The organism is uncultured Granulicatella sp. (genome assembly GCF_963516875.1).
GTDB lineage: Bacteria > Bacillota > Bacilli > Lactobacillales > Aerococcaceae > Granulicatella.
Genome location: NZ_CAUQCL010000004.1, coordinates 84,322 through 111,074, shown reverse-complemented (window position 1 = coordinate 111,074; position 26,753 = coordinate 84,322). Strand labels below are relative to the sequence as shown.

Annotated in this window: 27 protein-coding genes and 1 other annotated feature (1 of these 28 running past the window's edge); of the genes, 4 read left to right on the top strand and 23 right to left on the bottom strand. The window is 34.5% G+C overall.

The annotated features are described in order from the left end of the window. Positions 1 to 22 precede the first annotated feature (22 nt). From RWM24_RS03000 to RWM24_RS02975, 6 genes are all read right to left on the bottom strand, one after another. Positions 23 to 1,111: an N-acetylmuramoyl-L-alanine amidase family protein gene (locus tag RWM24_RS03000; RefSeq protein WP_314111401.1), complete on the bottom strand. Its 1,089-nt coding sequence runs from the start codon at positions 1,109 to 1,111 to the stop codon at positions 23 to 25. Between the two features lie 211 nt (positions 1,112 to 1,322). Continuing rightward, the gene (rsmG, locus tag RWM24_RS02995) at positions 1,323 to 2,036 is read right to left on the bottom strand and encodes a 16S rRNA (guanine(527)-N(7))-methyltransferase RsmG (protein ID WP_314111398.1); all 714 of its coding nucleotides are present in this window, start codon (positions 2,034 to 2,036) and stop codon (positions 1,323 to 1,325) included. 9 nt (positions 2,037 to 2,045) lie between these two features. Next, positions 2,046 to 3,944, bottom strand: a complete 1,899-nt coding sequence (mnmG, locus tag RWM24_RS02990; protein WP_314111396.1) for a tRNA uridine-5-carboxymethylaminomethyl(34) synthesis enzyme MnmG — start codon at positions 3,942 to 3,944, stop codon at positions 2,046 to 2,048. A gap of 15 nt (positions 3,945 to 3,959) precedes the next feature. Then, complete coding sequence (locus RWM24_RS02985; protein WP_314111393.1) at positions 3,960 to 4,439, bottom strand: 8-oxo-dGTP diphosphatase; 480 nt, start codon at positions 4,437 to 4,439, stop codon at positions 3,960 to 3,962. A 33-nt stretch (positions 4,440 to 4,472) separates the two neighbouring features. Further along, on the bottom strand, positions 4,473 to 5,861 hold the full coding sequence (mnmE, locus tag RWM24_RS02980) for a tRNA uridine-5-carboxymethylaminomethyl(34) synthesis GTPase MnmE (RefSeq protein ID WP_314111391.1): 1,389 nt from the start codon (positions 5,859 to 5,861) through the stop codon (positions 4,473 to 4,475). Positions 5,862 to 6,008: 147 nt separating this feature from the next. Continuing rightward, a complete protein-coding gene (locus RWM24_RS02975) occupies positions 6,009 to 6,800 on the bottom strand; it encodes a MurR/RpiR family transcriptional regulator (RefSeq protein ID WP_314111389.1) in 792 nt (263 codons plus the stop codon). Positions 6,801 to 6,913: 113 nt separating this feature from the next. Here RWM24_RS02975 and pfkB point away from each other — a divergent pair, with 113 nt between their 5' ends. The 4 genes from pfkB to RWM24_RS02955 all read left to right on the top strand — a co-directional run bounded on the left by pfkB (position 6,914) and on the right by RWM24_RS02955 (position 11,147). Then, on the top strand, positions 6,914 to 7,831 hold the full coding sequence (gene pfkB / locus RWM24_RS02970; protein ID WP_314111387.1) for a 1-phosphofructokinase: 918 nt from the start codon (positions 6,914 to 6,916) through the stop codon (positions 7,829 to 7,831). A gap of 27 nt (positions 7,832 to 7,858) precedes the next feature. After that, the gene (locus RWM24_RS02965; RefSeq protein WP_314111384.1) at positions 7,859 to 9,256 is read left to right on the top strand and encodes a PTS fructose transporter subunit IIBC; all 1,398 of its coding nucleotides are present in this window, start codon (positions 7,859 to 7,861) and stop codon (positions 9,254 to 9,256) included. Positions 9,257 to 9,320: 64 nt separating this feature from the next. Beyond that, on the top strand, positions 9,321 to 9,767 hold the full coding sequence (locus RWM24_RS02960) for a fructose PTS transporter subunit IIA (RefSeq protein ID WP_314111382.1): 447 nt from the start codon (positions 9,321 to 9,323) through the stop codon (positions 9,765 to 9,767). Positions 9,768 to 9,989: 222 nt separating this feature from the next. Next, entirely contained in the window at positions 9,990 to 11,147 is a 1,158-nt protein-coding gene (locus RWM24_RS02955) for an aminotransferase class I/II-fold pyridoxal phosphate-dependent enzyme (protein ID WP_314111380.1), read from the top strand. Between the two features lie 52 nt (positions 11,148 to 11,199). Here RWM24_RS02955 and RWM24_RS02950 read toward each other — a convergent pair whose 3' ends face one another. The 17 genes from RWM24_RS02950 to tyrS all read right to left on the bottom strand — a co-directional run bounded on the left by RWM24_RS02950 (position 11,200) and on the right by tyrS (position 26,497). Then, positions 11,200 to 11,889, bottom strand: a complete 690-nt coding sequence (locus tag RWM24_RS02950; protein ID WP_314111377.1) for a 5'-methylthioadenosine/adenosylhomocysteine nucleosidase — start codon at positions 11,887 to 11,889, stop codon at positions 11,200 to 11,202. A 3-nt stretch (positions 11,890 to 11,892) separates the two neighbouring features. Continuing rightward, positions 11,893 to 12,768, bottom strand: a complete 876-nt coding sequence (locus tag RWM24_RS02945) for a MetQ/NlpA family ABC transporter substrate-binding protein (protein ID WP_314111374.1) — start codon at positions 12,766 to 12,768, stop codon at positions 11,893 to 11,895. Between the two features lie 49 nt (positions 12,769 to 12,817). Continuing rightward, positions 12,818 to 13,291: an S-ribosylhomocysteine lyase gene (locus RWM24_RS02940; protein WP_314111372.1), complete on the bottom strand. Its 474-nt coding sequence runs from the start codon at positions 13,289 to 13,291 to the stop codon at positions 12,818 to 12,820. A 668-nt stretch (positions 13,292 to 13,959) separates the two neighbouring features. Next, positions 13,960 to 14,640, bottom strand: a complete 681-nt coding sequence (gene rpiA / locus RWM24_RS02935) for a ribose-5-phosphate isomerase RpiA (protein WP_314111369.1) — start codon at positions 14,638 to 14,640, stop codon at positions 13,960 to 13,962. Positions 14,641 to 14,668: 28 nt separating this feature from the next. Further along, the gene (locus RWM24_RS02930) at positions 14,669 to 15,163 is read right to left on the bottom strand and encodes a hypothetical protein (RefSeq protein ID WP_314111367.1); all 495 of its coding nucleotides are present in this window, start codon (positions 15,161 to 15,163) and stop codon (positions 14,669 to 14,671) included. Between the two features lie 102 nt (positions 15,164 to 15,265). Further along, entirely contained in the window at positions 15,266 to 16,489 is a 1,224-nt protein-coding gene (locus RWM24_RS02925) for an ABC transporter permease (protein ID WP_314111364.1), read from the bottom strand. Then, the gene (locus tag RWM24_RS02920; RefSeq protein WP_314111361.1) at positions 16,479 to 17,171 is read right to left on the bottom strand and encodes an ABC transporter ATP-binding protein; all 693 of its coding nucleotides are present in this window, start codon (positions 17,169 to 17,171) and stop codon (positions 16,479 to 16,481) included. Before RWM24_RS02920 ends, RWM24_RS02925 begins: the two co-directional genes overlap by 11 nt. After that, complete coding sequence (locus RWM24_RS02915) at positions 17,164 to 18,375, bottom strand: biotin/lipoyl-binding protein (RefSeq protein WP_314111358.1); 1,212 nt, start codon at positions 18,373 to 18,375, stop codon at positions 17,164 to 17,166. Before RWM24_RS02915 ends, RWM24_RS02920 begins: the two co-directional genes overlap by 8 nt. Before the next feature lie 12 nt (positions 18,376 to 18,387). Next, complete coding sequence (locus RWM24_RS02910) at positions 18,388 to 18,864, bottom strand: hypothetical protein (RefSeq protein ID WP_314111356.1); 477 nt, start codon at positions 18,862 to 18,864, stop codon at positions 18,388 to 18,390. A gap of 51 nt (positions 18,865 to 18,915) precedes the next feature. Further along, positions 18,916 to 19,395: a hypothetical protein gene (locus tag RWM24_RS02905; protein WP_314111353.1), complete on the bottom strand. Its 480-nt coding sequence runs from the start codon at positions 19,393 to 19,395 to the stop codon at positions 18,916 to 18,918. A 228-nt stretch (positions 19,396 to 19,623) separates the two neighbouring features. Further along, a complete protein-coding gene (locus RWM24_RS02900; protein ID WP_314111351.1) occupies positions 19,624 to 21,294 on the bottom strand; it encodes an alpha-glucosidase in 1,671 nt (556 codons plus the stop codon). A gap of 108 nt (positions 21,295 to 21,402) precedes the next feature. Then, entirely contained in the window at positions 21,403 to 21,573 is a 171-nt protein-coding gene (locus tag RWM24_RS02895; protein ID WP_314111349.1) for a hypothetical protein, read from the bottom strand. Between the two features lie 17 nt (positions 21,574 to 21,590). Further along, on the bottom strand, positions 21,591 to 21,770 hold the full coding sequence (locus tag RWM24_RS02890; RefSeq protein ID WP_314111347.1) for a hypothetical protein: 180 nt from the start codon (positions 21,768 to 21,770) through the stop codon (positions 21,591 to 21,593). Positions 21,771 to 21,782: 12 nt separating this feature from the next. Then, entirely contained in the window at positions 21,783 to 22,292 is a 510-nt protein-coding gene (trmL, locus tag RWM24_RS02885) for a tRNA (uridine(34)/cytosine(34)/5-carboxymethylaminomethyluridine(34)-2'-O)-methyltransferase TrmL (protein ID WP_006703219.1), read from the bottom strand. Further along, positions 22,282 to 23,493, bottom strand: coding sequence for a tRNA epoxyqueuosine(34) reductase QueG (queG, locus tag RWM24_RS02880; RefSeq protein WP_314111514.1), 1,212 nt, complete (start codon positions 23,491 to 23,493; stop codon positions 22,282 to 22,284). Before queG ends, trmL begins: the two co-directional genes overlap by 11 nt. A 253-nt stretch (positions 23,494 to 23,746) precedes the next feature. After that, the gene (locus RWM24_RS02875) at positions 23,747 to 25,009 is read right to left on the bottom strand and encodes a CHAP domain-containing protein (RefSeq protein WP_314111345.1); all 1,263 of its coding nucleotides are present in this window, start codon (positions 25,007 to 25,009) and stop codon (positions 23,747 to 23,749) included. A 222-nt stretch (positions 25,010 to 25,231) separates the two neighbouring features. Next, complete coding sequence (gene tyrS, locus RWM24_RS02870; protein ID WP_314111342.1) at positions 25,232 to 26,497, bottom strand: tyrosine--tRNA ligase; 1,266 nt, start codon at positions 26,495 to 26,497, stop codon at positions 25,232 to 25,234. 78 nt (positions 26,498 to 26,575) lie between these two features. Next, positions 26,576 to 26,753: a binding site (T-box leader), on the bottom strand; it runs 19 nt beyond the window's last position.

Sequence of the window (26,753 nt, the reverse complement as noted above, 5' to 3'; positions counted from 1 at the left end):
CTATATCCATTAACTCATATCATTAATGATATACACGAACCATTTGATCTTCAGTTTGATTGATATCAATCATAATACGGTCATTTGCTAAACCAGACATATCTTTTTTGTTAAAGTCTGAAACATCTTTTGATAAACGTTTCATAGAAATAACTTCCCCTTGTTCATTCGCTAAAACAAGTAAGTTATAGCCATTTTCTGAACCTTGTCCTAACAAGAATTTGTAACCTGGACGTAATGTACCTTCATTAGGATTTTGTAATACATAAAGTTTATTATTCACAATTGTAAAGTGACCTAAAATTGATAAACGTGGAGTGAAATGATCAATAACTACGTTATTATTTTTCACACTAATTGTTGAAGTAATTGACATTTCTGGTAATTTTTCTACACGTTTCCCATTTTCACCAAAGTAGAAACGGTCCATAAATTGGTTTAATCCTTTAACAACTGAATCAGGATCAATCATTCCACCAGGTTCTTGATGGTCTACTAATGTATCTAATAAGTTATAACCTGCTTTTCCTAATCGAGCATTACTTTCTAAATACCATTCATTTTGTGCAATATAGACACCATCTTTTGATTTATGAAGTAAGTATTCATCGCCCCCAATACGATAAAGTTCAGATACTAGGTGATAAGGAGTATCTGTTAACATATAACCATCTTTTCCAATGACATATGAACGACCATCGCTTGCTTTCACCGGTTGATCTACTACCATTGAACCATTTGATTCAAAGTAAGACCACTTATCTCCTACTTTTATCCAACCTGTTTGCATATCTCCTTGGTCAGATAAATAGTACCATATATTTCCTTCTTGATACCAACCTGTACGCATTGCGCCATCTCCATTTAGAGAGTACCATGCTCCGCCAGTGAATACCCAGCCAGTTTGCATCACACCATTATTATCAAAGAAATACCATGTGCCTTTATCTTTAGCCCAGCCATCTTTTACTAGTTTACCTTCTTGGTATAAATTCCATTGGTTGCCACTTTGAACCCAACCATCATTTGTTGCAGCAAATGCTTGACTACTTGCTAATGCTGCTACTAAAGCTGTAGAAGCTAATAAACTACCAAACCATTTCTTTTTCATTTGAAAATCTCCCCTTTACTTATTGGTATTTTATCCAAAGAAATTCTACAAAAATCTCTCTAAACTTATTCTACTCCTCTTTTAGTTAGAAAAGGTATTTTTTTCACATTCTTAACATTCCTTTAATTTTTTTGTAACAAAAAAGACTCTTCTTTGTAACAGTTGCTAAACGTAACTCTAACTATACTACAACAGAAAAGTCTTTCTTCTTTTATAATGGTTTCTTCAACGGAATTCCTGGTTTTCGTGGATATTTATTTGGAGTTTCTTTTGTTTTTAAGATGGTTACGACATGACGATTTCCACCTTCATATGGTAAATCAAAGGACACATCGCCTTCCACTTTTCCACCTAAAATGGCAATCGCTTTTTTCGCTTCTTCTAACTCCACTTCTGTATGAGCAGCTTTCAATGCTAAAAAGTATCCTTGTTTCTTCACTAACGGCATACAAAATTCGCTTAGTACACTTAATTTTGCTACCGCTCTAGCTGTTACAACATCATAAGATGCTCTGAAATTTTTATTTTGTCCAAAAGTTTCTGCACGCTCATGGAAACATTGCACATCTGTTAATCCTAACGTTTCTACTAAAGTGTTTAAAAACGTAATTCGTTTATTTAACGAATCCACAATTGTCACTTTTAAATCAGGAAATACAATTTTCAATGGAATACTTGGAAATCCTGCTCCAGCTCCGACATCACACAATGTTTGATTCGATAACTCATGATGAAATCCTAGTGCTAAAGAATCATAGAAATGTTTCAAATATACTCCTTCTTCATCGGTAATCGCCGTTAAATTCATCTTTTCATTCCATTCCACCAATAATTGAAAATATTGATGAAATTGCTCTTTTTGCACCTCTGTTAACGTAATGCCATGAACTTCTTGGAGTCTTTGATAAAATTCTTCTGGTTTCATACAATTCTCCTATTCTTGAACTTTCGCAATTTTTCCTTGTTCGATATACACCATTAAAATAGATACATCGGCAGGATTTACCCCACTAATACGGCTTGCTTGCGCAATCGTTTCTGGTTGAATTAATTTCAAACGTTGACGTGCTTCTGTAGCAAGTCCATTAATGGCATCATAATCAATATTCGATGGAATACGTTTTGCTTCCATACGTTTTAATTTTTCTACTTTTTCAATCGCTTTGGCAATATAACCTTCATATTTCACAGAAATTTCTACTTGTTCTTTCACTTCACGAGAAACAGCTACCTCTTCTTCTGCAAAACCAATTAAGTCATCATAAGTTAACTCTGGACGTTTTAATAAATCACTTAATAAAATACCGTCTTTTAATTCTGCTGATTCTTTTTCTGCCAAGAATGATTGAAGTTGTTCCGTTGGTTTCAAACGGATTGATTGGATACGTTTAATTTCTGCTTGAATGGCTGCTTGTTTTTCTTGGAAAGCTGCATAACGTTCATCTGAAATTAATCCTAATTCACGACCTTTTTCTGTTAAACGTAAATCTGCATTATCATGACGTAATAATAAACGATATTCCGCACGAGAAGTTAATAGTCGATATGGTTCTGTCGTTCCTTTTGTCACTAAATCATCTACTAATACTCCAATATACGCATCACTACGACCTAAAATAAATGGTTCTTCACCACGAATTTTACGAACAGCGTTAATCCCAGCATAAAGACCTTGGCCGGCAGCTTCTTCATATCCACTCGTTCCATTCATTTGTCCAGCTGTAAATAAATTCTCCACAATTTTTGTTTCAAATGTATTTTTTAATTGGTGAGGAATCACTACATCATACTCAATCGCATAACCTGTTCTCATCATTTCAGCTTTTTCCAAGCCTTCTACCGTATGAATCATTTGAATTTGAACATCTTCTGGTAGAGAAGTTGATAATCCTTGAATATACACTTCTTCCGTATTTTCCCCTTCTGGTTCTAGGAAAATTTGGTGACGAGGTTTGTCGCTGAAACGAACGATTTTATCTTCGATAGATGGGCAGTAACGTGCTCCTACCCCTTCTACAATTCCTGTAAACATTGGTGCACGATGCAAGTTCTCACGAATTTTTTCATGAGTCCCTTCATTTGTGTACGTCAACCAACATGGAATTTGATCATAGCGATAGTCTTCATCTTTAGAAGTAAAACTAAATAAGTTAGGCGTTTCATCTCCTGGCTGAATTTCTGTCTTGCTGTAATCAATCGAAGAACTCTTAATTCTTGGAGGAGTCCCTGTTTTAAAACGAGCTAATTCAAATCCTAATTCTAATAAGTTTTCTGATAATTTAATCGACGGTTGAGAATTATTAGCTCCAGAAGAATATTTCAATTCTCCAATAATAATTTGCCCACGAGAAGATGTTCCCGCTGTTAAAACAACTGCTTTTGAACGGTAAATTGCACCTGTATGAGATACAACCCCTTTACAAACACCATCTTCTACAATTAAACGTTCCGCAATCCCTTGTTTTAAGTCAAGATTTTCTTGTTGTTCGATTATTTTTTTCATTTCTTGCGCATATAGATGCTTATCTGCTTGCGCACGTAAAGCACGTACTGCAGGGCCTTTCCCTGTATTTAACATACGCATTTGAATATAGGTTTTATCAATATTTCTTCCCATCTCTCCGCCTAGTGCATCAATTTCACGCACAACGACTCCTTTTGCTGGGCCTCCAACAGACGGATTACAAGGCATAAATGCCACCATTTCTAAATTCATTGTTAATAATAATGTTTTAGCACCCATACGAGCACTTGCTAGTGCAGCTTCACTTCCAGCGTGACCCGCACCTACTACGATAACATCATAGTTACCAGCTTCATAAGTTGTTACCATACTTCCTCCTACTTTCTATTGTTCATTCGTTGTATAAAATTCCACTTGATGGCGAATGTATTCACCATTTTTATATATAAATTTAGCTGAGAAAAATGGACGATTCTCTAATAGCCAACTCACAAAAATCAAATCGCCTTGCCAAGTTGGCTTCGTCAATACTTGATCATAAGGAACCCACTCCAAAGTTCCTTCAGGAGAATCAATTAATTCCCCGGAAAAATCCGTTACTCGAAACACATACGTGTACCAATCATGTTCGGGAGTAAATTCAGGAAAAGTAATAATCCCTTTTAACGCCATTTGATGAACCGTCAAACCTGTTTCTTCAAAAATTTCACGAATGGCACATTCTTCTGGAGATTCACCTGCTTCAATTTTGCCACCTACTCCGATATATTTACCTTCATGCACATCATTTGGTTTCTTATTGCGCTTTAGTAATAACAATTCTTTCCCATTATCGATATAGCAAATTGTTGCTAACTTTGTCATTCGAAACTCCCTTTCTCCAATAGTGGCTTTCTCTTATTTTCCTAAACAGAATTGGCTAAATAATTGCGTTAGAAGCTCATCTTGGACGCTGTCTCCTGTAATTTCTCCTAACAAATCCCATGCTCTTGTAAAATCGATTTGTATTAAATCGACTGGCATTTCCATTTCAATCCCATTTTGCACTTCGACTAATGCTTGTTCTGCTTTTTCTAACAAGGCAATATGACGAGTATTTGATAAATAAGTCGCATCTCGTTCATTCATTTGTCCTTGGAAGAAATATCCCGCAATTTTTTCTTCTAATTGATCGATTCCTTCTTTATTTAACATAGAAGTTGTGACAATCTCTTCTGCCTGAGCATAAGGAGCGATATCCTCTGTTGAAAGTTTTGAAGGCAAATCTGTTTTATTGAATAAAATAATTCGCTTCATTCCTTTTGTAGTTTCTAGTAAACGAATATCTTCCTCTTGTAATGTTTCGCTTTGATTTAATAACAACAAGACAAAATCCGCTTCTTTTAATGCTTTACGACTACGTTCTACCCCAATTTTTTCTACGATATCATCCGTTTCACGAATTCCTGCTGTATCGATTAATTGTAAAGGCACTCCACGAACATTAACATATTCTTCAATTGTATCCCTTGTTGTTCCGGCAATATCCGTTACAATGGCTTTTTCTTCTCTTAATAGCACATTTAATAAACTAGATTTTCCAACATTTGGACGACCCACGATAGCTGTTTTTAACCCATCTCGCAAAATCTTCCCTTGACTAGCTGTATTTAATAAGGCACGAATTCCTTGCAATACTTGTTGCGTCTTTTCTCGTAATAATTGCAAAGTCATTTCTTCTACATCATCATATTCTGGATAGTCAATATTCACTTCTACTTGCGCTAATGTATTTAAAATTTCTTGACGTAAATTTTGAATTAAATTCGATAATTGACCATCTAATTGACGCATCGCTAATTGCATTGATTTATCCGTTTTCGCTCGTATTAAATCCATGACTGCTTCTGCTTGAGATAAATCAATACGTCCATTTAAAAATGCACGCTTCGTAAATTCTCCCGGCTCCGCTAATCTTGCTCCCATTCGTAACACTAATTGCAACACACGATTAATCGCCACAATCCCTCCATGGCAATTAATTTCTACAATATCTTCTCGTGTAAATGTTTTTGGAGCTCTTAAAACACTCACCATTACTTCATCATAGACTTCCCCAGATTTTGGGTCGACAATATGCCCATAATGAATCGTATGAGTCTTTTGTTCTTCTAATTGTTTTGTTCCACATTGATAAATCGAACTTGCGATTGAAATCGCCAAATCTCCACTAATTCTGACAATCCCAATAGCCCCTTCACCAGGTGCTGTCGAAATCGCAGCAATCGTATCAAATTCTGTTTGCATACTGATATCCTTTCTTGGCTCCATTGCACAAAAAAAGTGCACACTCCACCCCTTATTGATAAAAGAGTGGCTCGCACTTTGACTGCTTACCTATATTTCAGTGATATTATACAATACTTTTTGAACTTGTGCTAGTAGAAGGGGTGGTTAGAAGACTTTTTTCGTTTTTTCTCTTTTGTGAGCAACACGAATTGCATAAGCATCTAACAAAATTCGACTAATAATTTGCAAAGGAAGACGGGAACGTACCTCATACTCAGGGAAATAAGAATCTTCCGATTTAAATCCTACAAAAGTAATATCACTTAATCTTGCAAGAGGACTTATTCCATTTGCTGTAATAACAATTATAGGGACTTCATTTTTATGACAAACCTTCGCTGCCTCTACTAACTCTTCTGTATGCCCATTTAAAGAAACGATAATAGCTAAATCTTGTTCATTCAATCGGTGACTAATCGTTTTAATAATATTAGGATCTACATATTGCTCACAGGTTCTTTCTAACAAATGAAATTTAATCTCCATTTCACTAGCTATCATTTCACTTAACCCTCTTGAAAATATAAACACTTTTCTTGCACCAAAGATTGCTTGCATAGCATCTTCTATCGTCTTACTATCTAGTTGCTCTATTGTTTTCCTTACTTCTTGCTCATTCTTATCAACAACGTCTTGAATTTTTTTATCAACAATTTCTAAACTATTAAACGTTGGAAATTCCTTATTAGATAGTTGATATTGCTTTTTCAAATCATACTTAAAACTTGTAAATCCATCATAACCTAACTTTTTCATTGTACGCACTATTGATGCTGTAGAAACATTAGCTTCTTCACTCAACTTAACAATTGATATTGATGGTATTAATTCTAAATGCTCTTCAATATATTTAAGAAGATATTTTTCAGTATTAGTAAGTCCCTGCATATTAAACATGATAACTCTCCCATTCTGTAAAGTTTTACTAATATAAACACCTATTCAGAAAACTTTTACAAAGTTATTTATGTAATAATAAGTATAACAAAAAAACAAAAGGAGGTGAACATATGATTTATACATGTACCATGAATTTAGCTATTGATTTGTATATCAAAACACTCCAAATGAAAGCATCTGAAGTAAATAGAACTGAAGAAGCAGTTTACATGCCTAATGGAAAGGGTGTTAATGTAAGCTTCATACTGAAAGAACTAGGAATTGATAGTGTCGCAACAGGATTCAAAGCAGGTTTTACAGGAGAATTTATTGAAAGTGAACTACATAAAGCAGGAATTAAAACTGATTTTGTATCAGTAAATGGTATTACACGAATTAATGTTTTTGCTCATGTAGTAGCGAATAACGAAGAATTTAAACTAGTAAATCAAGGCCCTACTGTCACTGAAAAAGAAGAGTTACAATTACTTTCAATTATTGATACTTTATCTTCTGAAGATATGTTATTCGTTTCAGGAAGCCATCCTTCAGGAATATCAAAAAGTACTTACGAAAAAATTGCCAAATCATCTCAACATAAGGGATTCAAACTAATACTTGATACTTCTGCAAGTTTCGTACCTGAATTATTAAAATTCCACCCTTATCTGATTAAGCCAAACGATGAAGAACTAGCTAGTTGGTTTGAATTGAAAGATGTATCTTTAGAACAAATTAAAGAATACGGAAATAAATTATTACAGCAAGGCGCACAAAATGTACTAGTTTCATTAGGAGAAAAAGGAGCAATTCTAATTACACCAACAGAAAACATACACGTTAACGCTCCAAAAGGAAATGTTGTAAATACTGCTTGTGCAGGAGATACATTACTTGCTACTTTTGTCGGTTGTCAAATCCAAGGGATGTCAAAAGAAGATTCTTTAATTAAAGCTGTTGCTGCTGGAACTTCTACAGCTTTTAGACCTGGATTAACAGATTTTTCAGATGTTCCGATATTGATAAAACAAATCAAACGCTTATACTAATAAGTAATAATAAAGGGGGAAAATAAAATGACAAAATATGATATTATTGCCGCTACGGGTTGTCCTACGGGAATCGCGCACACCTATATGGCTCAAGAAGCACTAGAACAAGCAGCAAAAAAAGTTGGAGTAAACATTAAAGTTGAAACACATGGACAAATTGGGGTAGAAAATGAATTTACAGAAGAAGAAATCGTAAACGCAAAAGTAGTAATTATCGCAGCTGATAAAGATGTACAAGCTCATAGATTTGTTAATAAAAAAATTATTGACGTTTCTGTAGGGCAAGGAATTAAAAATGCAGATGAACTAATTGCTCAAGCATTACGAGGAGAAGGTATTGTGAAATACCCATCTGACGAACCTACTAAAAAAGTTGAATCTACTCAAACAACTACTGGTGGTAGCTCGATTGGACGAGAAATTTATAAACATTTGATGAATGGAGTTTCTCACATGTTACCATTCGTCGTTGGTGGCGGAGTATTAATTGCTGTATCATTTGCACTATTTGGAATTTATTCTTTTGACCCAAACCACGCAACTTATAATCCATTCTCTGCTCAATTAAAAGAAATTGGCGGACTAGCAATGGGATTAATGACACCAATTTTAGCTGCATATATTGCACAAAGTATTGGTAATAGACCTGCACTTGTTAGCGGTTTTGTAGCAGGCCTTATGGCTAGTAACGGCGGTGCTGGATTCTTAGGAGGAATTATCGGTGGATTCTTCGCAGGATATTTAGTTGTACTTTTAGAAAAATTATTTAAAAAATTACCAAAAACACTAGACGGATTAAAAGCTATTTTCCTTTATCCGTTATTAGGAGTATTAATCACTGGACTATTTATGAGTATTATTGTTAGTCCTATGGCAGAAATCAACCAAAACTTAATGGTATTCTTAAAAGGATTCCAAGATTCTAACCCTGTTCTTCTCGGTTTAGTAATTGGCTGTATGTGTGCATTTGATATGGGTGGTCCTGTAAATAAAGCTGCATATGTAACAGGTACAGTACTATTAGCAGAAGGAAACACTGCGTTTATGGCTGGTGTTAGTGCAGCTTGTATTGCACCTCCATTAATTACTACTGTAGCAGTTTTATTGTTCAAAGATCGTTTTGACGCAAATGAACGTAATGCTGGTTTAGTGAATTTCATTTTAGGATCTACTCATATTACTGAAGGTGCTATTCCTTTCGTTGCAAAAGACCCTCTACGTGCAATGCCATCAATGATGCTAGGTTCTTCAATTGCAGCTATTTTAACTTATTTATTTGGAGTACAAGTTCCTGCACCTCACGGGGGATTTTTAGTACTACCTGTAGTTACACATCCATTATTGTGGGTAATCGCAATTGCGACTGGAGCAATTATAGGTGGAGTTGTCTTAGGAGCAACTAGAAAACCTTTATCTAAATAATATACAATCCTATATTTTTATATTATTCTATGCTATAAAAATAAAAGTTAGGAGGAATTTTAAATTGATAAATCAAAATGCAATTTTTTTCAACATAGAATTAAATTCTCAAGATGAGGTTTTTCATTTTTTATCAAGAAAAGCAATCGAATTGAGTATTGCTACTAATGAGGAATCTGTTTACAAAGGATTTATTGAACGAGAACAGCAAGGTACTACTGGTATGATGGATGGTTTTGCAATCCCTCACACAAAATCAAAGGAAATATTAACGCCTAGTATCATTATTGTTCGTTTAGAAAAAGGGTTAGATTGGAATAGTATGGATGGAAATCCTACTTCTTTCATTATTAGTTTATTAATTCCAGATAACGAAGCTGGAACTACTCATTTAAAAATATTAGCATCAATTGCACGTATGCTCATGAAAGCTGATATTAAAGAATCTTTACTCTCAGCAAATTCTGAACGTGAGATTGAAACTATTTTAAACAACTATCTTAACCAATAATTTAAGAAATTCTATTGTAAATTAAACTACTTCATATAAATACATTTTAATGTGGAATAAGAAATTTAACTACTTTCTTATTCCACATTTTTTAATCATCAACTGAATTAAAAGATTTCTATTACATTCCATTTACTCTTCTTCGACTTTTTTCGTTTCTATATTGCTAATATTTGATAAAAAAGGTACAATTTATCTATCTATAACACAGGGGGTTAACAAATGTTAGAACATCCATTCAATCAAGTCGTTGAAAAAATTGCCGTTTCAGATATTCGTCAATTTGATGCAGAAGTTTCTCAAATTCCTGGAATCATCAAATTAACATTAGGTGAACCAAATTTCAACACACCAGAACATATTAAAGAAGCTGCTATTCAAGCAATTCGTGATAATCATTCCCACTATACTCCAAATGCTGGGATTCCTGAATTACGTCAAGCAACAGCAGCATACTACAATAAAAAATTCAATTTAAACTATACAGCAGAACAAGTCATCACTACTATCGGAGCAACTGAAGCGATTAATGCTAGCTTCCAAGCTATTTTAAATCCTGGAGATACAGTGATTGTTCCTACTCCAGTTTTCCCATTATATATGCCAATTACATTGGTGAATCAAGGGAATTTTATTACAGTCGATACTAGTGAAGATGGATTTGTTTTAACTCCAGAAAAATTACGTGCTACTATTGAAGCTCATCCAGAAAAAACTTTTAAAGCAGTTGTATTAGTATATCCAAGTAACCCAACAGGAGTAACTTATTCTAAAGAACAATTAGAAGCTTTAAGCGTTGTTTTAAAAGAATATGGATTATGGGCATTATGTGATGAAGTTTACGCAGAATTAACATATAGCGGAACTCATACATCATTAGCTTCATTCTTACCAGATCAAACAATCGTGATTACAGGTTTATCTAAATCTCACGCAATGACTGGATGGAGAATTGGGTACATTCTTGGACCTGTTCCATTTATTAAAGAAGTTGTTAAAACTCACCAATATATGGTTACTTCTCCAAGTAGCTCAAGCCAATACGGTGCTTTAGCTGCAATGTTACACGGACAAGGTGACTGCGATATTATGAAAGTAGAATACCAACAACGTCGTGACTATCTTGCAAAAGAATTACGTCGCTTAGGATTCGAAGTAGCAAGTCCTGATGGAGCTTTCTATCTATTTGCTAAAATTCCTACAAAATGCGGAACAGATTCATGGGCATTCGTTCGTGACCTTGCAAAAAATGCTAAAGTAGCATTAATCCCTGGAGTTTCATTCGGACCTGGTGGCGAAGGTTATGTTCGTTTCAGTTACGCTGCTTCAATGGAAAATCTACAAGAAGTAGTCGCTCGTTTAGAAAAGTATTTAGCATAATACAAAAGGCTGGGATTCGTCCCAGCCTTTTTACTTTGTATTTATCATCATTCTATAACTCTTCCACAAGCGTACAAACTGCTTTAAATGCATGTTTTGAAGCTAGTTCAAGAGTTACCTCAAATGTATCTGGAGCTTCTCCTCCAACATGATCACTTACACCACGAATATTCAACACAGGAATGTCATAGAAATGAGCAACTTGCGCTAATGGTGTTGATTCCATATCACTTGCCACAATATCCGGTAAATGTTCACGAATATTTTGTACTGTATCAATCGAACTCATAAAAGAATCACTCGTTGCTATAAAGCCATTATGAATCCCAAATTCCGTAATACGCTCTTGTAAAATACGAATAACTTTTTCGTTCAACGCTTTATTCACTGGATAAGATTCTGGCATTTGTGGAACTTGTCCCCATGCATAATCGAAACCTGTCGCATCCACATCACTATATCCAAATTTCGTTGAAACAATAACGTCTGTGAGTGCAAAATCTTCATTAAAACTACCCGTTGTTCCCGTATTAATAATTAGTTCCGGTTGAACTTTATCACAAAGCCAAGCTGCTGTAGCAGCAGCATTAGCCTTACCAATACCTGATTGAACAAGATAAAGGTTCTCATGAACTTCAAGAATTCGAATTGGACCTTTTGAGAAAACTTCTTTTCTTGGTGCGTAGTATTCTTCAAATGGATAAAGTTCTTCTTTCATCGCAGCAACAATCGCTATTTTCATGAATTATTTACCCCACACATCAGAAATAGGTTTCTTCACTTCTACTTTTGTTCCTTGGAATTTATCTGAAATGAATTTTTGAACATCAGCATCATGATATAAATCTACTAATTTCTTATAATCATCATTTGATTCATTTCCACTCTTCACAACAATAACATTAATACTTGTAATCGTAGATGCATCTGCTTTTTCATAGAATAAAGCATCTTTTAATACATTTAAACCACCTTCAAGTGCAATAGTATTTCCAATAGCAATTAAATCTGCATCATCTAATACACGAACACTTGTAGTATCATCAATTAATAAAAATTCAAAGTTTTTCTTGTTTTCTACGATATCACTTGGAGTACCTGTACCTTCTTTGAAATCTGCTGGTAATTTAATTAAACCAGCTGATTCCAATAAACGAAGCGCACGTGTTGTATTGTAAGGACTGTCTGGAATCGCAATTTTAGCGCCATTTGGTAAGTCGTTTAATGCTTTTACTTTTTTAGAATAAAGTCCCATTGGTTCAATATAAGTTGTCCCTATTGGAGTTAGTTTAGAACTATTTGATGCGTTAAATCCGTGTAAATACCCAATCGATTGAAAAGCATTCGCATCTACAGAACCTTCCGCAACTGCTTGGTTTAATGGCACACCACCATTTAGTTCTTCGACTTCAATTTTTAATCCTGCTTTTTTTGCTTGATCTGATTCAGCAATATGTCTCCAAATATCCGCATCAGACCCCACAGAAGCAACTTTCACTGTTTTCAATTCTGATTTTGAATTAGAAGTGGTTGAGTTTGATGTAGTTTGATTACTACAAGCTGCCAATGCTACAACTGCAGAAAGTGCAAATAAAGATTTTGTAATAGCTTTTAAGTTCATATGGAAATTCCTCCCTAGGTGTTACTAATCATTGTATCTATAAACGGCATTAAATCACTTTACGTTCAAATGGATCAATACTGATTCCTTGTTCTAATACTTGTTTAGCATATTCTTTTGCTCCAAATAAAGAGTGATCACGATAGTTTCCGCATTGAACAGCAGAAACACCTTGAATATCTTCCAATTGAATTTTTTCAACAATTTGTTCTAAAGTTGATTTCAAAGCACGAGCGATATCTTCTGCTGAACGTTCTTCCCAGAGAATTAAGTGGAATCCTGTACGACAACCGAACGGTGAAATATCGATAATTCCATCAATACGATCACGAAGTAAATCTGCTAACAAGTGCTCAAATGTATGAATCACTCCAGTCGGCATTTCTTGTTTATTTGGTTGTAAAAAGCGAATATCAAAATTCGAAATGACATCTCCTTTTTTCCCATATTCGTTTGAAATTAATCTCACGTAAGGTGCAATCACCTTATTATGATCTAATGTAAAACTTTCAACTTCAGCCATATTGAATTCCTCCTACTGATAACGAAAAAAATATACAGATCTTAAACACTAGTTTCCATACCTAAATTATACATAAGAATCACAAGGAATTCAACCCAAAAACATACTTTTATAATTTATAGTTTTAAAATTGTTCGTGTTTTTAACTTATTGAATCTAAAAATAGTGTTTTTATAAATAATTGTTCGTGTTTTGCTCGTTAACTTTTTATTCTTTATCTGAACATGAAATGGTATAAAATGTCCGTCTATACTTAGGTGTAAAAACAATATGATATTATACATCTATTTTACATCTGATAGCCTAGAACACCTTTATTGTATATTTATCACATCAAAAGAATAATGTTTTCACTTTAAAGAACCGTTCCCATTCTTTTCATATCATTTCAATTAAGTTATATCGAAAGGATACTGTAGTCCTCTTTGAAATTCAATATAAAAACGAACTTTCCCTTATACTAAATAAATATAGTTTGTTATTTGTTTAAGTTATACCTGTAAAGAATCTATATAAACCAACTATATATTACTTGTGAATAATACTGAACATAAAAATAATTTTACCTCTAATCTCATTACCAATTTCTATTTCTCACTTACTCTTTAACCAGACCACATTTCCCCAAACAAAAAAGCCTGGGACAAATCCCAGGCCTTTTCTCTCTATTATCCTAAAGTTTGCACTTTCACACCATCTGGTGTTCCAATTAAAACTGTTTCTGTCATATTTGTAAATAGTCCTTGTTCCACAAGTCCTGTTAGAGCTTTTAATTCTGCTCCAAATGTCACAGGATCTTTAATTGGGAACACATCTAAGTCAATAATATAGTTTTGACTATCTGTTAAATAACGTTCTCCGTTTTCTAACACTCGGAATTTTGGACGATAGCCTTTTGCTTCAAATTTTTTGAATAATTGTTCTGAACCATAAGGAATTACTTCTACTGGAAGTGGGAAGCGTCCTAAATAATCCACCATTTTAGATTCATCAACAATCCAAATAATACGTTTTGATTGTTCTGCAACAATTTTTTCAAATAATAAGGCACCACCGCCTCCTTTAATTCCTGAAAAATCAGGAGCAATTTCATCTGCACCATCAACTGTTACATCAATGAAATCTACTTCATCTACACTCTTCAATGGAATCCCTAGCTTCTCAGCTTGTTCTTTTGTACGTGTTGAAGTTGTTACACCAATAATGTCTAAGCCTTCTTCTTTTACACGTCTACCAATTTCTTCTACGAAATAATAAGCTGTAGAACCTGTTCCTAGCCCTACTGTCATACCTGATTCAATATAAGTTGCGGCCTGTTTGCCGACCATCTCTTTCATGTTCACATGCATACCCTCCAATATGATTCAACTATTTTTATTATAGCATAAATTCTTTTACTCGTTTCAAATCTTCTTGTAATTGTTCATAGATTTGTCGCATTTCTTCAGCAGATAAACTTAATTCCACTTCAACCGTTTTTGTTTGTTTCTTTTCCTCTTCTTCTTGATAAAGAAAGACTTCTTCTTCATCCAATTGTGCTAGGTCGATTCCAATGACTTGAGAAGCCGTTGTTAAAATATTTTCTGGAGCAATGACCCATGTCATTACATACTCGTCTTCTAGTTGTTCTAATAACACTGCTAATCTAGATTGTTCAAATTCTGAAGAATATTCTTCTCCTTTTTCTATTAAGTTCTTCATCGCTTCCAGACATTCTTCCAATTGTGCTACAGATAATAAGTCTATCACTTCTTGATAAGCTTCTTCCTGTTGAGAAACTTGTAAGAAAACATCTGTTTGAATTTTGTGTGTTTGAGGTTGGATAGCTAAAAATTTTAATTCAAATAAAAAATCTCCTTCTGCAATCTTCATGCGCTCACCTCTTTCTTCGTTTTATTGCCATATCTATAGTACAAGTTTCTCTTTCATGTTTCAATCATTTCAAAGAAAAAAGGCTGGAGTTTCTCCAACCTTTTAACGTAATATTTCAATGACATCTTTATTCGCAGCTGATTTAGCAGGAAAGACACTAAATACAATTCCAATAAAGACAGATACTCCAACTGTTAGCGCTACTGCTGTCCAGTCGGTATAAATTTTAAATGGTAAGAAATTCGAAATCAGCATTGCAATCAAGACACCTGTGACATATCCGATAATTCCACCGATAGAAGTAATCATAATTCCTTCTAATAAAAATTGTAATTGAATCGAACCTTTAGTAGCCCCCATTGCACGACGAATCCCAATTTCTTTTGTTCGTTCAGATACTGAAATATACATCATATTCATCACGCCTACACCTGCAATGAATAAAGAAATTCCGGCTACTGCTGAAACGAAATATGTTAATCCATCTAACACTTTCCCAATAATATCCATTTGAGCCGCTACGTCAATAAAAGTATATTTACCAGATGTATGTTTTGAACCTACTTCATTCAAATGAGTTTCTATTTTTTTAGCGACATCTTTTGCCACATAGCCTGGTTTAATAAATACTTTTAGCCCATTTACATTTTCTTCTTTTTTATGATAATGTTGATGAGTAGTAGCTGGAATATGTACAGCTTTATAAGGATCTGCACCAGTAAAAATGGCTTGCAGCGCATCAACTTTACTAGTTGGTTTAACCCCTTTAATATAATACACTTCTCCATCAATCGTTACTCCATGTCCTAGTGCTTGCTTTGGACTAGCAAATAACAATTCTGCTAAATTTTCATCGATAATCGCTACTTTTTTATTCGCATCAATATCTACTTGGGAAATATTTTCTCCAACCGTCAAAGATTCTTTTGTTGCAGATTTTTCTAACCCCAGTACAACATGTTCTGTCGATTTCTTTGTTGGAATCGAAACACCGAAAATATAATTTTGTTCCTTTGTTTCAGGGATTTCCGTTCCTGAAACTCCTTCAATACTTTCCACACCAATACGGTCTTGTTTTGAAAATGCTTTTTCTACTTTTCGAACAGATTGTGGATTATCCGGTTGATAGAAAAATTGTACAGTGACTTTCCCATTATCTTCACCAGCTAATCCTGAAATAGCCATTTTTTGGAATCCTTTCCCAAGACTCATAATTGTAATAACAGCTGCAATTCCGATAATAATTCCTAACATCGTTAAAATCGTACGACGAGCATTTCCTTTTAAAGAATGCAGAGCGGATCCTAATAATACACTAAATTTCATGTGGAATCCCCTCCTTTTGTTCATGAATCACACCATCGATTACATGAATGACACGAGAACAATACTTCGTCAAAGTCGGATCATGCGTTACCATTACAATCGTTACTCCATCTTCACGATTTAAACGATATAAAATGTCCATAATACTCGCAGATGTTTTACTATCTAATGCTCCTGTTGGTTCGTCTGCGATAATGAATTTTGGACTATTCACTAATGCACGAGCAATTGCCACTCTTTGTTTTTGACCACCAGAAAGATGGCGAGGATATTTTTCTAATTTATCTCCGAGTCCTACTTTTTCTAGTGCTTGCTTTACTTTTGTATGAGTTTGGCGTGGTGTTAATCCACGATATAATAAAGGTAGACGAACATTTTCTTCCACGGTTGCTTGTTCAATTAAATTAAAATCTTGAAAAACAAATCCAACAGTAGAATTACGAACTTTGGAAATTTGATTATCACTCAAATTGGAAACAGACTCATCATTAAAAGAATATTTTCCTTCATATTTGGAATCTAGGAATCCTAATATATTAATGAGGGTAGATTTCCCAGAACCCGAAGGTCCCATTATTCCAACAAATTCTCCTTGGGCAATACGAACCGTCACATCATTTAATACATGTAACTGCTCATCTCCAACTTTATAATATTTATGAATATGTTCTAATTTAATCATGGGACTTCACCGACTCTTCCAATTGTGTAGAAGACACCGCTGCTCCATCTGTAATGTCTGAATCTGGATTTGCAATCACTTTATCTCCAATACTTAATCCTTCTTGAACAATCCATTGGAATCCTTTTTTCACACGTTTAATATTTTTGCGTTTAGCTACCCCATTATCATATAAATAAACATATTCTTGTTCTCCATCTTTTTGAATCGCTTGTTCTGTTAATACTAATCCTTTTTGAGGGATTTTTACTTGAACAGTAAATCCATTTGGAAGAGAAATTTCTGGTTTTACAATTACATCATAACGAGCAACACCATGGCTTCCACTGTTAGAAGCTGCACTTGGAGAACTTGGTAGAGCTGGCACTGGACTCGCAACACTTCCTGATGGATCAGTAGAAACAAATGAAATCGTTCCTTTAATCTCTCTATCTTGAGCTTTCACATAGATCGTTACAGGAGTTCCTTTTTCGACTGATTCATAATCATATTCAGAAACAGTTGTTTTCGCTTCGCTGTCTTTACTTGTAATTTTAATGAAGGCTAATTGTACATTTGTTTTTCCTTCTGGATTAATACTAATCGTTCCTGCAATATCTGCTGTTACACTTGAATTTGTTTTTTTAGAAAGACGTTCGATTTTTGTATTCACATCTTCAATATTATTATTCATATCACGAATTGCTTTTTGAGTTCCCTCGATGGCTTGATCAAAGGCTGTCGTATCCATAGCTCCTACATGAGTCGTTTGATTCGTAGCACCTTGTTGGTTTTGAGCAGGGACTTCTTTTTCTAACTCTTGTTTTGCTTGAGCTTTACGATTCTTTTGTGTTTCTAATTCTTGATAGAGACGATCACGTTCAGCTACTAGACGACTTACTTGTCGATTTAAATCGGCAACTTCGTCACTAATCGTTTCATTATCATATTCAAATAACACATCACCTGCTTCTACTTCTTGACCATCTGTTACTTTTACTTGAGCGACTTGCCCTTTTTGAGGGTCCACATGATAGCTTTGCTCTTTAGCCGTTTCAATATTTCCATCTAATACTAAAGGCTCCTGTTCCGTTAATTCCATAATCGTATAATGGTGTTCTTCTTTCTTATCTGGAGAACGTAATTTTAAAAATCCTAATACGATTACAATAACGGCTCCTAATGCCATTACGCTAATCATGCTCCATTTTAATGTTTTACTCATTCATAACTCTCCTTAACGTTTCGCTACTTCTTGTGCCCATTTTTGGTATGTCATATATAACCATACTAATAATCCGGCAATAATCACTGGGATAACAAAAGTAGTTACACTGAATTTTTGATGATTGAAAATATTATTAGCAATTTGCATTAAGATCGAAAAGACGTGAATTCCAATCACATAAAAGAATAAATTCTTATCTGGTAATGCTTGAGTTTTAGCACTCTTTCCAATTTTGTGATATAAAATCGTTGCAAAAGTACATAATATGAAGAATAATAGGAAAATTGCTACTCCAACTCCTGCCGTTTCAGAACTATGTTCTACACCTTTTTTGGCTAATTCCTCTTGCACACTTGGAACAAATGTAGACGCCACTCCTATTAATACAAAGAGATTCGCAAAAATTCCAATAATATTCCAAACTTTTAATCCGGTAGCAATTTTACTAACAACTCCGGCATATTTTTCAACTTTTTGTGTATCCATGATCCATTCCTCCTAACGGTTGTTTTCAAACTTCTAAACATCACATCATTTTTATTTTTTCACTACTTCTTGTGCCCATTTTTGGTAGGTTACATATACCCATGCTAGTAATCCGGCAATAATGGCTGGAACAATATAAGCAGTGAAATCAAATCCTGACGGACTAATGAATTGACCTACAATTTGTAACACAATTGAAAATACATGAATTCCAATCGCAAAGTTTAATAAGTTCTTATCTGGTAATTGTTGTTGTTTCGCACTCTTTCCAATCTTATGATATAAAATCGTTGAAAAAATACATAGTAATAAATAAATTACAACAATAGCCCCACTCAAACCAATCGTTTCCGTATTAAAGGCTGGATTATTTAATTTTGCTAATTCTTCTTGAGTATTTGGCAATAATAGAAATACTAGTCCTGCTGTTGCAAAACCATTCCCAACAATTCCAATAATATTCCAAACTTTTAACCCCGTAGAAACTTTTCTTACAACTCCTGCATATTGTTCAATTTTTTGTGTATCCATGATACATTCCTCCTCAAAACTTTTTAAAAAAGAATAGGTTAGTTACTCTTTTAGCTAACTATATACCTAGCGTCCTTTTTTGTCAATATGTTTCTTTATTTTTTTATTACACTCATTATACACCCATTGTTTCCGTTTTCATATAGGAAAATTTCTTGTTTAATGATTCTTAAGAAGTAAAAAACGCCCCTTCCACAAACTTGTAGAAAGAACGTTTCCTTTACTCTACTAATCTTCTAATTCGCAGACAATGGCTTGATAACCAGCAAGAGAGAGTTGATTTCCTTGAGCATTCATTTGAGCTGGTAAGTTTGCAACAATAACTTTACAAATAGCTGTTGGTAGGGTCACTGTTTGAGGTTCTGCTTGATAGTTCACTAATACAAGCACACGTTTTTCTCCACGACGCTCATAAGCAATCATGTTTTTCACTTCTTCTAAAACAGGAACAAATACCCCTTCACGAATTGTTGAGCCATACACTTCATCACGATACAAAGCAGTTAACGCTCTATAATAATTCAAGATAGATTGTGGGTTCTCTTCCTGTGCTTCAACATTAATGTCTCTTTGTGGTTGTTTTGAAGCAAGCCAAGCTTCTCCAGTTGTAAATCCTAACTTCTCTTCACCATTCCATTGCATTGGAGTACGAGCATTATCACGACTATATTTTGAAATAGCCTTCAACGCTTCTTCATCCGTTAGACATGCTTCTTTTGCAACATGATATTCATTTAATGTATTAATATCATCAAACTCATCAATCGATTCAAAAATTTGATTTTCCATTCCAATCTCTTGTCCTTGATAAATAAATGGAATTCCTTTACGAAGCATTTGTACCGTCGCAAGAGCTTTTTTACTAATTTCAGTAACTTCTCCTTCAGGAATGTAATGAGAAACTCCACGTGGTTCATCATGGTTTTCAATAATCGTTGATAATACACCAATAGAATCCGCACGACGATGCGCCTTAAAAATACTATCTTTTAATTCTTCTGCAGTTGGTAACTCATGACTATACCAGCCATTTCCTTTTTGACCTAAAATCGTTTGTTTGAAATCGAAAATAGACGAGAACACTCCCTCTTCTCCAATAAAGAAATATAATTCTTCATCCGTTTCATTAAACACTTCCCCTACTGTAAAAGCATTATAACGGGCAAATGTTTTTTCCTTCATTTCTTGTAAAAATGGCTCAATCGGTTGCGCATTTGCTAATGAATAACGAACAGGAACAAGCCCATTTTCTTGTTCAGATGGTAAGGAACGCCACTCTAAATCCTTTTTAATATTAATAATGGCATCAATACGGAATCCTCCGATTCCTTTTTCTAACCACCAATTAATCATCGTATAAATTTCTTCTCTCACGACAGGATTTTGCCAATTTAAATCAGGTTGCCCTTTATGGAATGAGTGTAAATAATATTTATTCGTTCCAGGAACTTTATCCCACACACTACCCCCGAAATAAGTTTCCCAGTTGTTTGGTTCTTTTTCACTTTCAATAAAATAGAAATAATCGGCATAAGGGCCGTCTGGATCTGCTAATGCTTTTTGAAACCATTCATGTTGATCAGAGCAGTGGTTCACTACCAAATCCATAATAATTGAAATACCACGTTTTTTTGCTTCAGTAATTAGTTCTTCCATATCTTCCATTGTTCCAAATTGTGGATCAATTGCATAATAATCTGCAATATCATATCCTTGATCTACAAATGGACTCTTATATACAGGAGACAACCATAAAATATCAATTCCCAAACTTTGTAAGTAATCGAGCTTTTCGGTAATTCCTTTTAAATCTCCAATTCCATCTCCATTACTATCATTAAAACTTTTTGGATAAATTTGATAAGCTACTTTGCCTTTCCACCAATCTTTTTCCATCATCGGTAGCCTCCTTCACAATCGTTAATGACTTTATTCTGATACAATTCCCTCACACTGTCAAGCAACAAAAAAAGAGATAAACGATTATCTCCGTTTATCTCTATTCATTTAATCATTTATTTGTTTTTTTCGATACTGATAATATTTATAAGCGTATTCTATACTACGTCCTAAAAAAACAATTCCTAAAACAACAAGCGACTTCCTATATAGAATCGTTAAAGCAAACAGTACAACTGCAATAACTCCCGTTATAATTGCGTATGTTAAATTTTTCATCCTCAAACCTCTCTCATTCATTTCCTTTTTTTCTGTTTATCTTTAACATATCGATACGCATTAAAAGCACTAGAAATTCCAAATAAAGCAGCAACTAATGCATACCATTTATTATCCACTACTGCTAATAATGAGAATGAAAGAGTACATAATGCATAAATAATCGTATTCCATAAATACAAAGGAATGTTCTTCATCTACCTGTCTCCTTATTTTAATTTATCATGTTCATAGGTATGAACTAATTCTAAGCCTTTAAACTGCTGCTGTCTTAATGCTTCATAAACAACAATTGCTGCTGTATTCGATAAGTTTAAGGAACGAACATGAGTGTCATTCATCGGTAATCTTAAACAGCTTTCTTCATGTTCACGCATAAATTCTTCTGGTAATCCTGTTGTTTCTTTTCCAAAAATGAAAAATTGCTCTTCATCCTTTGCCAAATCTACTTCATCATAAGTATGATTAGCAAATTTTGTAATTAAATAAATGGGACGATTGCCTAAATATTCCATAAATGCTTCTAGCGAATCATGATACGTAATATCCACATCATTCCAATAATCTAGACCTGCACGTTTTAAATGCTTATCATCTGTTGAAAACCCTAATTGCCCCACTAAATGTAGCGGTGAATTCGTTGCTGCACAAGTACGCGCAATATTTCCCGTATTCGCTGGAATTTGTGGTTCAAATAATACAATATGATTAATCGTCATAAGATCCCTCCTCAGGATTTTTTGGTAATTTTTCGTGCAATGTTTGAATCGCTTCTTCTAATTCAACAACTAAGTCTGCTTCTTCTTTCGTTGTTGCTTCAACTTTTCGAGCTTTTTCTAACATTTCTGTAAAATAATGAATCATTTCTTCACTCGATTCAGAAATAATCTCACTCACAGCCCAAGCTGCCGTTCCTTTCATGACAGGTCGCATATCTTCCTTCATCACTTTCAATAATAGAGGAACAGCAGTTTTATCACGGTAATTTGCTAGTGCAATAATGGCATTTCTCTGTAGCGGCTTCTTCCCTCGCCATGAACCAGCCATCTTTCCAAACCGTTCTTTGAACTCCTTATTCGAAATCGTCACTAATGGTTTTAACAATGGATGTGTTTCTTCCACAGACGGTTCCATTTCAGGATGTAAATGAAAATCTTTTCCTTTGTTATACGGACAAACTTGCTGGCAAATATCGCAACCATAAATAACATGCCCCATTTTTTTACGATATTCCTTCGGCATAAAACCTTTCGTTTGTGTTTGATACGACAAACAACGTTGGGCATTCATTTTCCCATTTCCTAATAAAGCATTGGTCGGACAAAAATCTACACAGCGTGTACAATCTCCACAGCCATAATCAACGGGAGCATCCACTGGAAATTCAATATTCGTAATTAATTCGCCTAAATAAACATAGGACCCAAATTCCTTTGTCACTAATAAACCATTTTTCCCAACAAAGCCTATTCCAGCTCGTTCAGCAACACGAACATCGATTAATTCTCCTGTATCCACCATTGGTTTAAACGCAACATCTTCTTGATTCACTTCACTTTTAATATACTCAATTAAAGCTTCCATTCTTCTAGATAAAATAAAATGGTAGTCTTCTCCCCAAGAAGCTCTCGCAAAAGCTCCACGTCGCTCCCCTTTTACACGTTCAGGTTTCTGACTTGGTAAAGTAGGATATGCAAGGGCAATTGAAATAATCGTCTTAGGAGAATCAAAAATCTTCTCTGGGTAAATTCGCTCTTCTAAAATTGGATGTTCAAATCCTGTTGTATGTCCTAATTCTTTAGATTCTTGCATTCCTTGAGCTAAATGATCAAAGGGTGCAGCAGAAGCAAATCCGATTTTATCGATACCTAATTCCTTACTTTTCTTTTGAATTTTTTCTTTTAATAAAGCTGTATCCATCGTTTCACTTTCTTTCACTTTCCTTAATTACTTTACCTATTGTAACTCATTTTCCATAAAAAAACGATAAAAAAAAAACGCTAGCCTTCGGTGTCAATCACGGCGAAAGTTAACGTTAGTCTAGAGAGTCGATTATTTAGCAAATACTTACTAAATAAAGCGATAAATTTATCTTAACTTTTTTTTATAAAAAAATCAACATTTTTTACAAAAAAAGAATGAATTCCTTAACGGAATCCATTCTTCATTCATATTATAATCCAAAGTTAATATATGTTGCTTGAGCTGCAACGCCTGCTGGAATTGTACGAGTTGAAATTACGTTTAATCCTTGTACGTTCATTTCAGAGATGAATAATGAACCGTCAGCATTTACACGTTCAACGAATCCAACGTGACCATATACAGGGTCTGCTCCACCTACACCACGTTGGAATACAATTGCTGTACCTGCACGAGGAGTTGAAGAAACTCCATAACCTGCTGCTGCAGCGTTTGCTGGCCATTCAGCTGCATTTCCTAGTCCTGTAGTTCTAATTGGAGAACCTAATTGAGCAAAACGATTATACATATAATAAGTACATTGTCCGAAATATCCACCATTTAAAGCTGCTACAAATGATGGGTCTGGAGATGCAAATGATCCGCCAACAACAATGTTTGATGATTTAGCTACAGCTGCTTCGCTCTTAGCAGCGGCTGTTACAGGAGTTGCTGCTGTTGCCGCACCAGGTGTTGCTGCTGCTTGTGCAACTGCTTCTTCTGTTGCTTTTAACATTGCTTCCTTAGCTGCTTCTGCTGCTTTTTGTGCTGCTGCTTTTTCAGCATCTGCACGAGCTTTTTCTGCTGCTAATCTTTCTTTTTCTTGAACTAAGCCATCACGAGCTGCAATTGCTTCTAATTCTTCATTTGAAAGATTTGCTAAAGTAGCTTTATGTCTATTAAATGTTGCACTTAACTCAGTTTGTAAGTTTTGTAACTGCGCTTCATTTGCTTCTTGTTGTACTAAGTTAGCTTTTTGAGCTTCTTCTTTTGTTTCAACTTGCTCTTTATCACGAGCTTGTTCTTGCATTAATTGACGGTTTGCACCAACTAAGTCAACAATTACTCCAATACGATTCACTACATCTGTAATTGAATCAGCATTTAGTAAGAAATCAACATATGAACGAGCTCCATTTACTTGTACCGCACGAGCTTGATCTTTTAATCGTTCATTACGTTCTGCAATTAATGTTTCAAGTTTTGAAATTTCTGCTTTCAATACTTCTAAGTTAGCTTTAGCAGTTTCTTGTTCTGCTTGTACCGAATTAATTCTTGATTGTACATTTGATAAATCTTGAGATAATTGGTCTACTTGACTTGCCACTGCTTGTTTTTGATTGTTTAAATTTTGAATTTGAGAATTTGCTGTGTTAATTTGTGAATCAATATCTTGAGCGTTTACTGAAGGTGCTAATGTCCCTAATGCTAACGCTGTTCCTGTTACTACGAATGTTAATAACCTTTTATTCAAATGATTCCCTCCAAACTTTTGTTACTATATATAAGCGGCACTTATTGAAAGTGCTTATAATCTTGACTGGTATCATCATAACATACGACTAAAGGCTTATGTTAAAATTCGCAGAATTGTATTTACATTGTAACAAAACTGTAATATTTCGTTTTAAAGTTGATATAATTACATTTCTACCACTATGATTTGTCACATTTTTCATGCTACGGAGATATAAACCTATTTTAATTTTACTAAGAAATATTTTTTCTTACCACGACGAACTAGTACAAAACGTCCTTCAAAGGATTGTTCTGGAGTCCATATATGTTCTAAATCTGTAATTTTTTCTCCATTAATTGAAATTGCTCCATTTTGAATGTCCTCACGAGATTGACGACGGCTTGGCTCAATTCCTAAATCTACTAACCAAGTTGCTAAGTTTTGTTCTACTTTTTCACTTTCAAATGTTGGCATATTTTTGAAGCCTTGTTCAATTTCATCCGCATTTAATTGTTGAACATCTCCAGTAAATAAAGCATTTGTAATTTTCAACGCATCTTGTAATGCTGCTTCACCGTGAACAAAACGTGTTACTTCTTCTGCTAAGCGTTTTTGTGCTTGACGTTTATGGGGTTCTTCTTGTACAGAAACTTCTAACGCCTCAATTTCTTCTTTTTCTAAGAATGTAAAGTATTTAATATATTTAATCACATCACGGTCATCTTGGTTTAACCAGAATTGGTAGAATTCATATGGAGTTGTTTTTTCTGGATCTAACCATACTGCACCACCAGCTGTTTTTCCGAATTTAGTACCATCAGATTTCAGCATCAATGGAATTGTTAATCCATAAGCACGAGCTTCTGCTCCTTCCACTTTACGAATTAATTCTAAACCAGCTGTAATATTTCCCCATTGATCAGCTCCACCAATTTGCACTTGAACATCTTCTTTACGGAACAATTGTAAAAAGTCGATGGATTGTAAAATTTGGTAAGAAAACTCTGTAAATGAAATCCCAACTTCTAAACGACTTGCAACAACATCTTTTGCTAACATTGTATTTAAGTTAAAATGTTTCCCATAATCACGTAAGAAGTCTAATAATGATAAATCTTTTGTCCAATCATAGTTATTCACTAAACGAACTGCTTCTTGGTCTTCTTGACTTGTTAAGAATAAACGTTTCATTTGAGCTGTTAATTTTTCTACATTATGTTGTACTTGTTCTTTTGTTTGCAGAACACGTTCACTTGTACGACCACTTGGATCTCCAATGGAACCTGTCGCTCCTCCAATCACAATGACTGGACGGTGCCCTGCTAATTGGAAACGACGTAAAATCATAAATGGAATTAAATGTCCAATATGCATACTATCTCCTGTTGGATCCACACCACAGTATAGTGAGACTGCCTTTTCTTGCGTTAATTGACGCAAACCTTCTTCATCTGTCATTTGATTAATGGCACCACGCCACATTAAATCATCAATAATATTCATACAAATCCTCCTTATATTGTTGCAATTTTCTTACACAGTTTTCTAGCAAATAAAAAAGTCCCTAATAGCCCAAAAGCTATTAGGGACGACTTTGCCGTGTTACCACCCATATTGTAGTTAAAAACTACCTCTCAAATCCTTATCGCGGATAGACGCTGTTTGTCACAGTTTGCTCTCAAGTGTACTTCGATTCTAGGTTGGATTGTCTTACACCTACCGACAATTCTCTTTTTGCTCCGATGCTAGTCTCTACTGC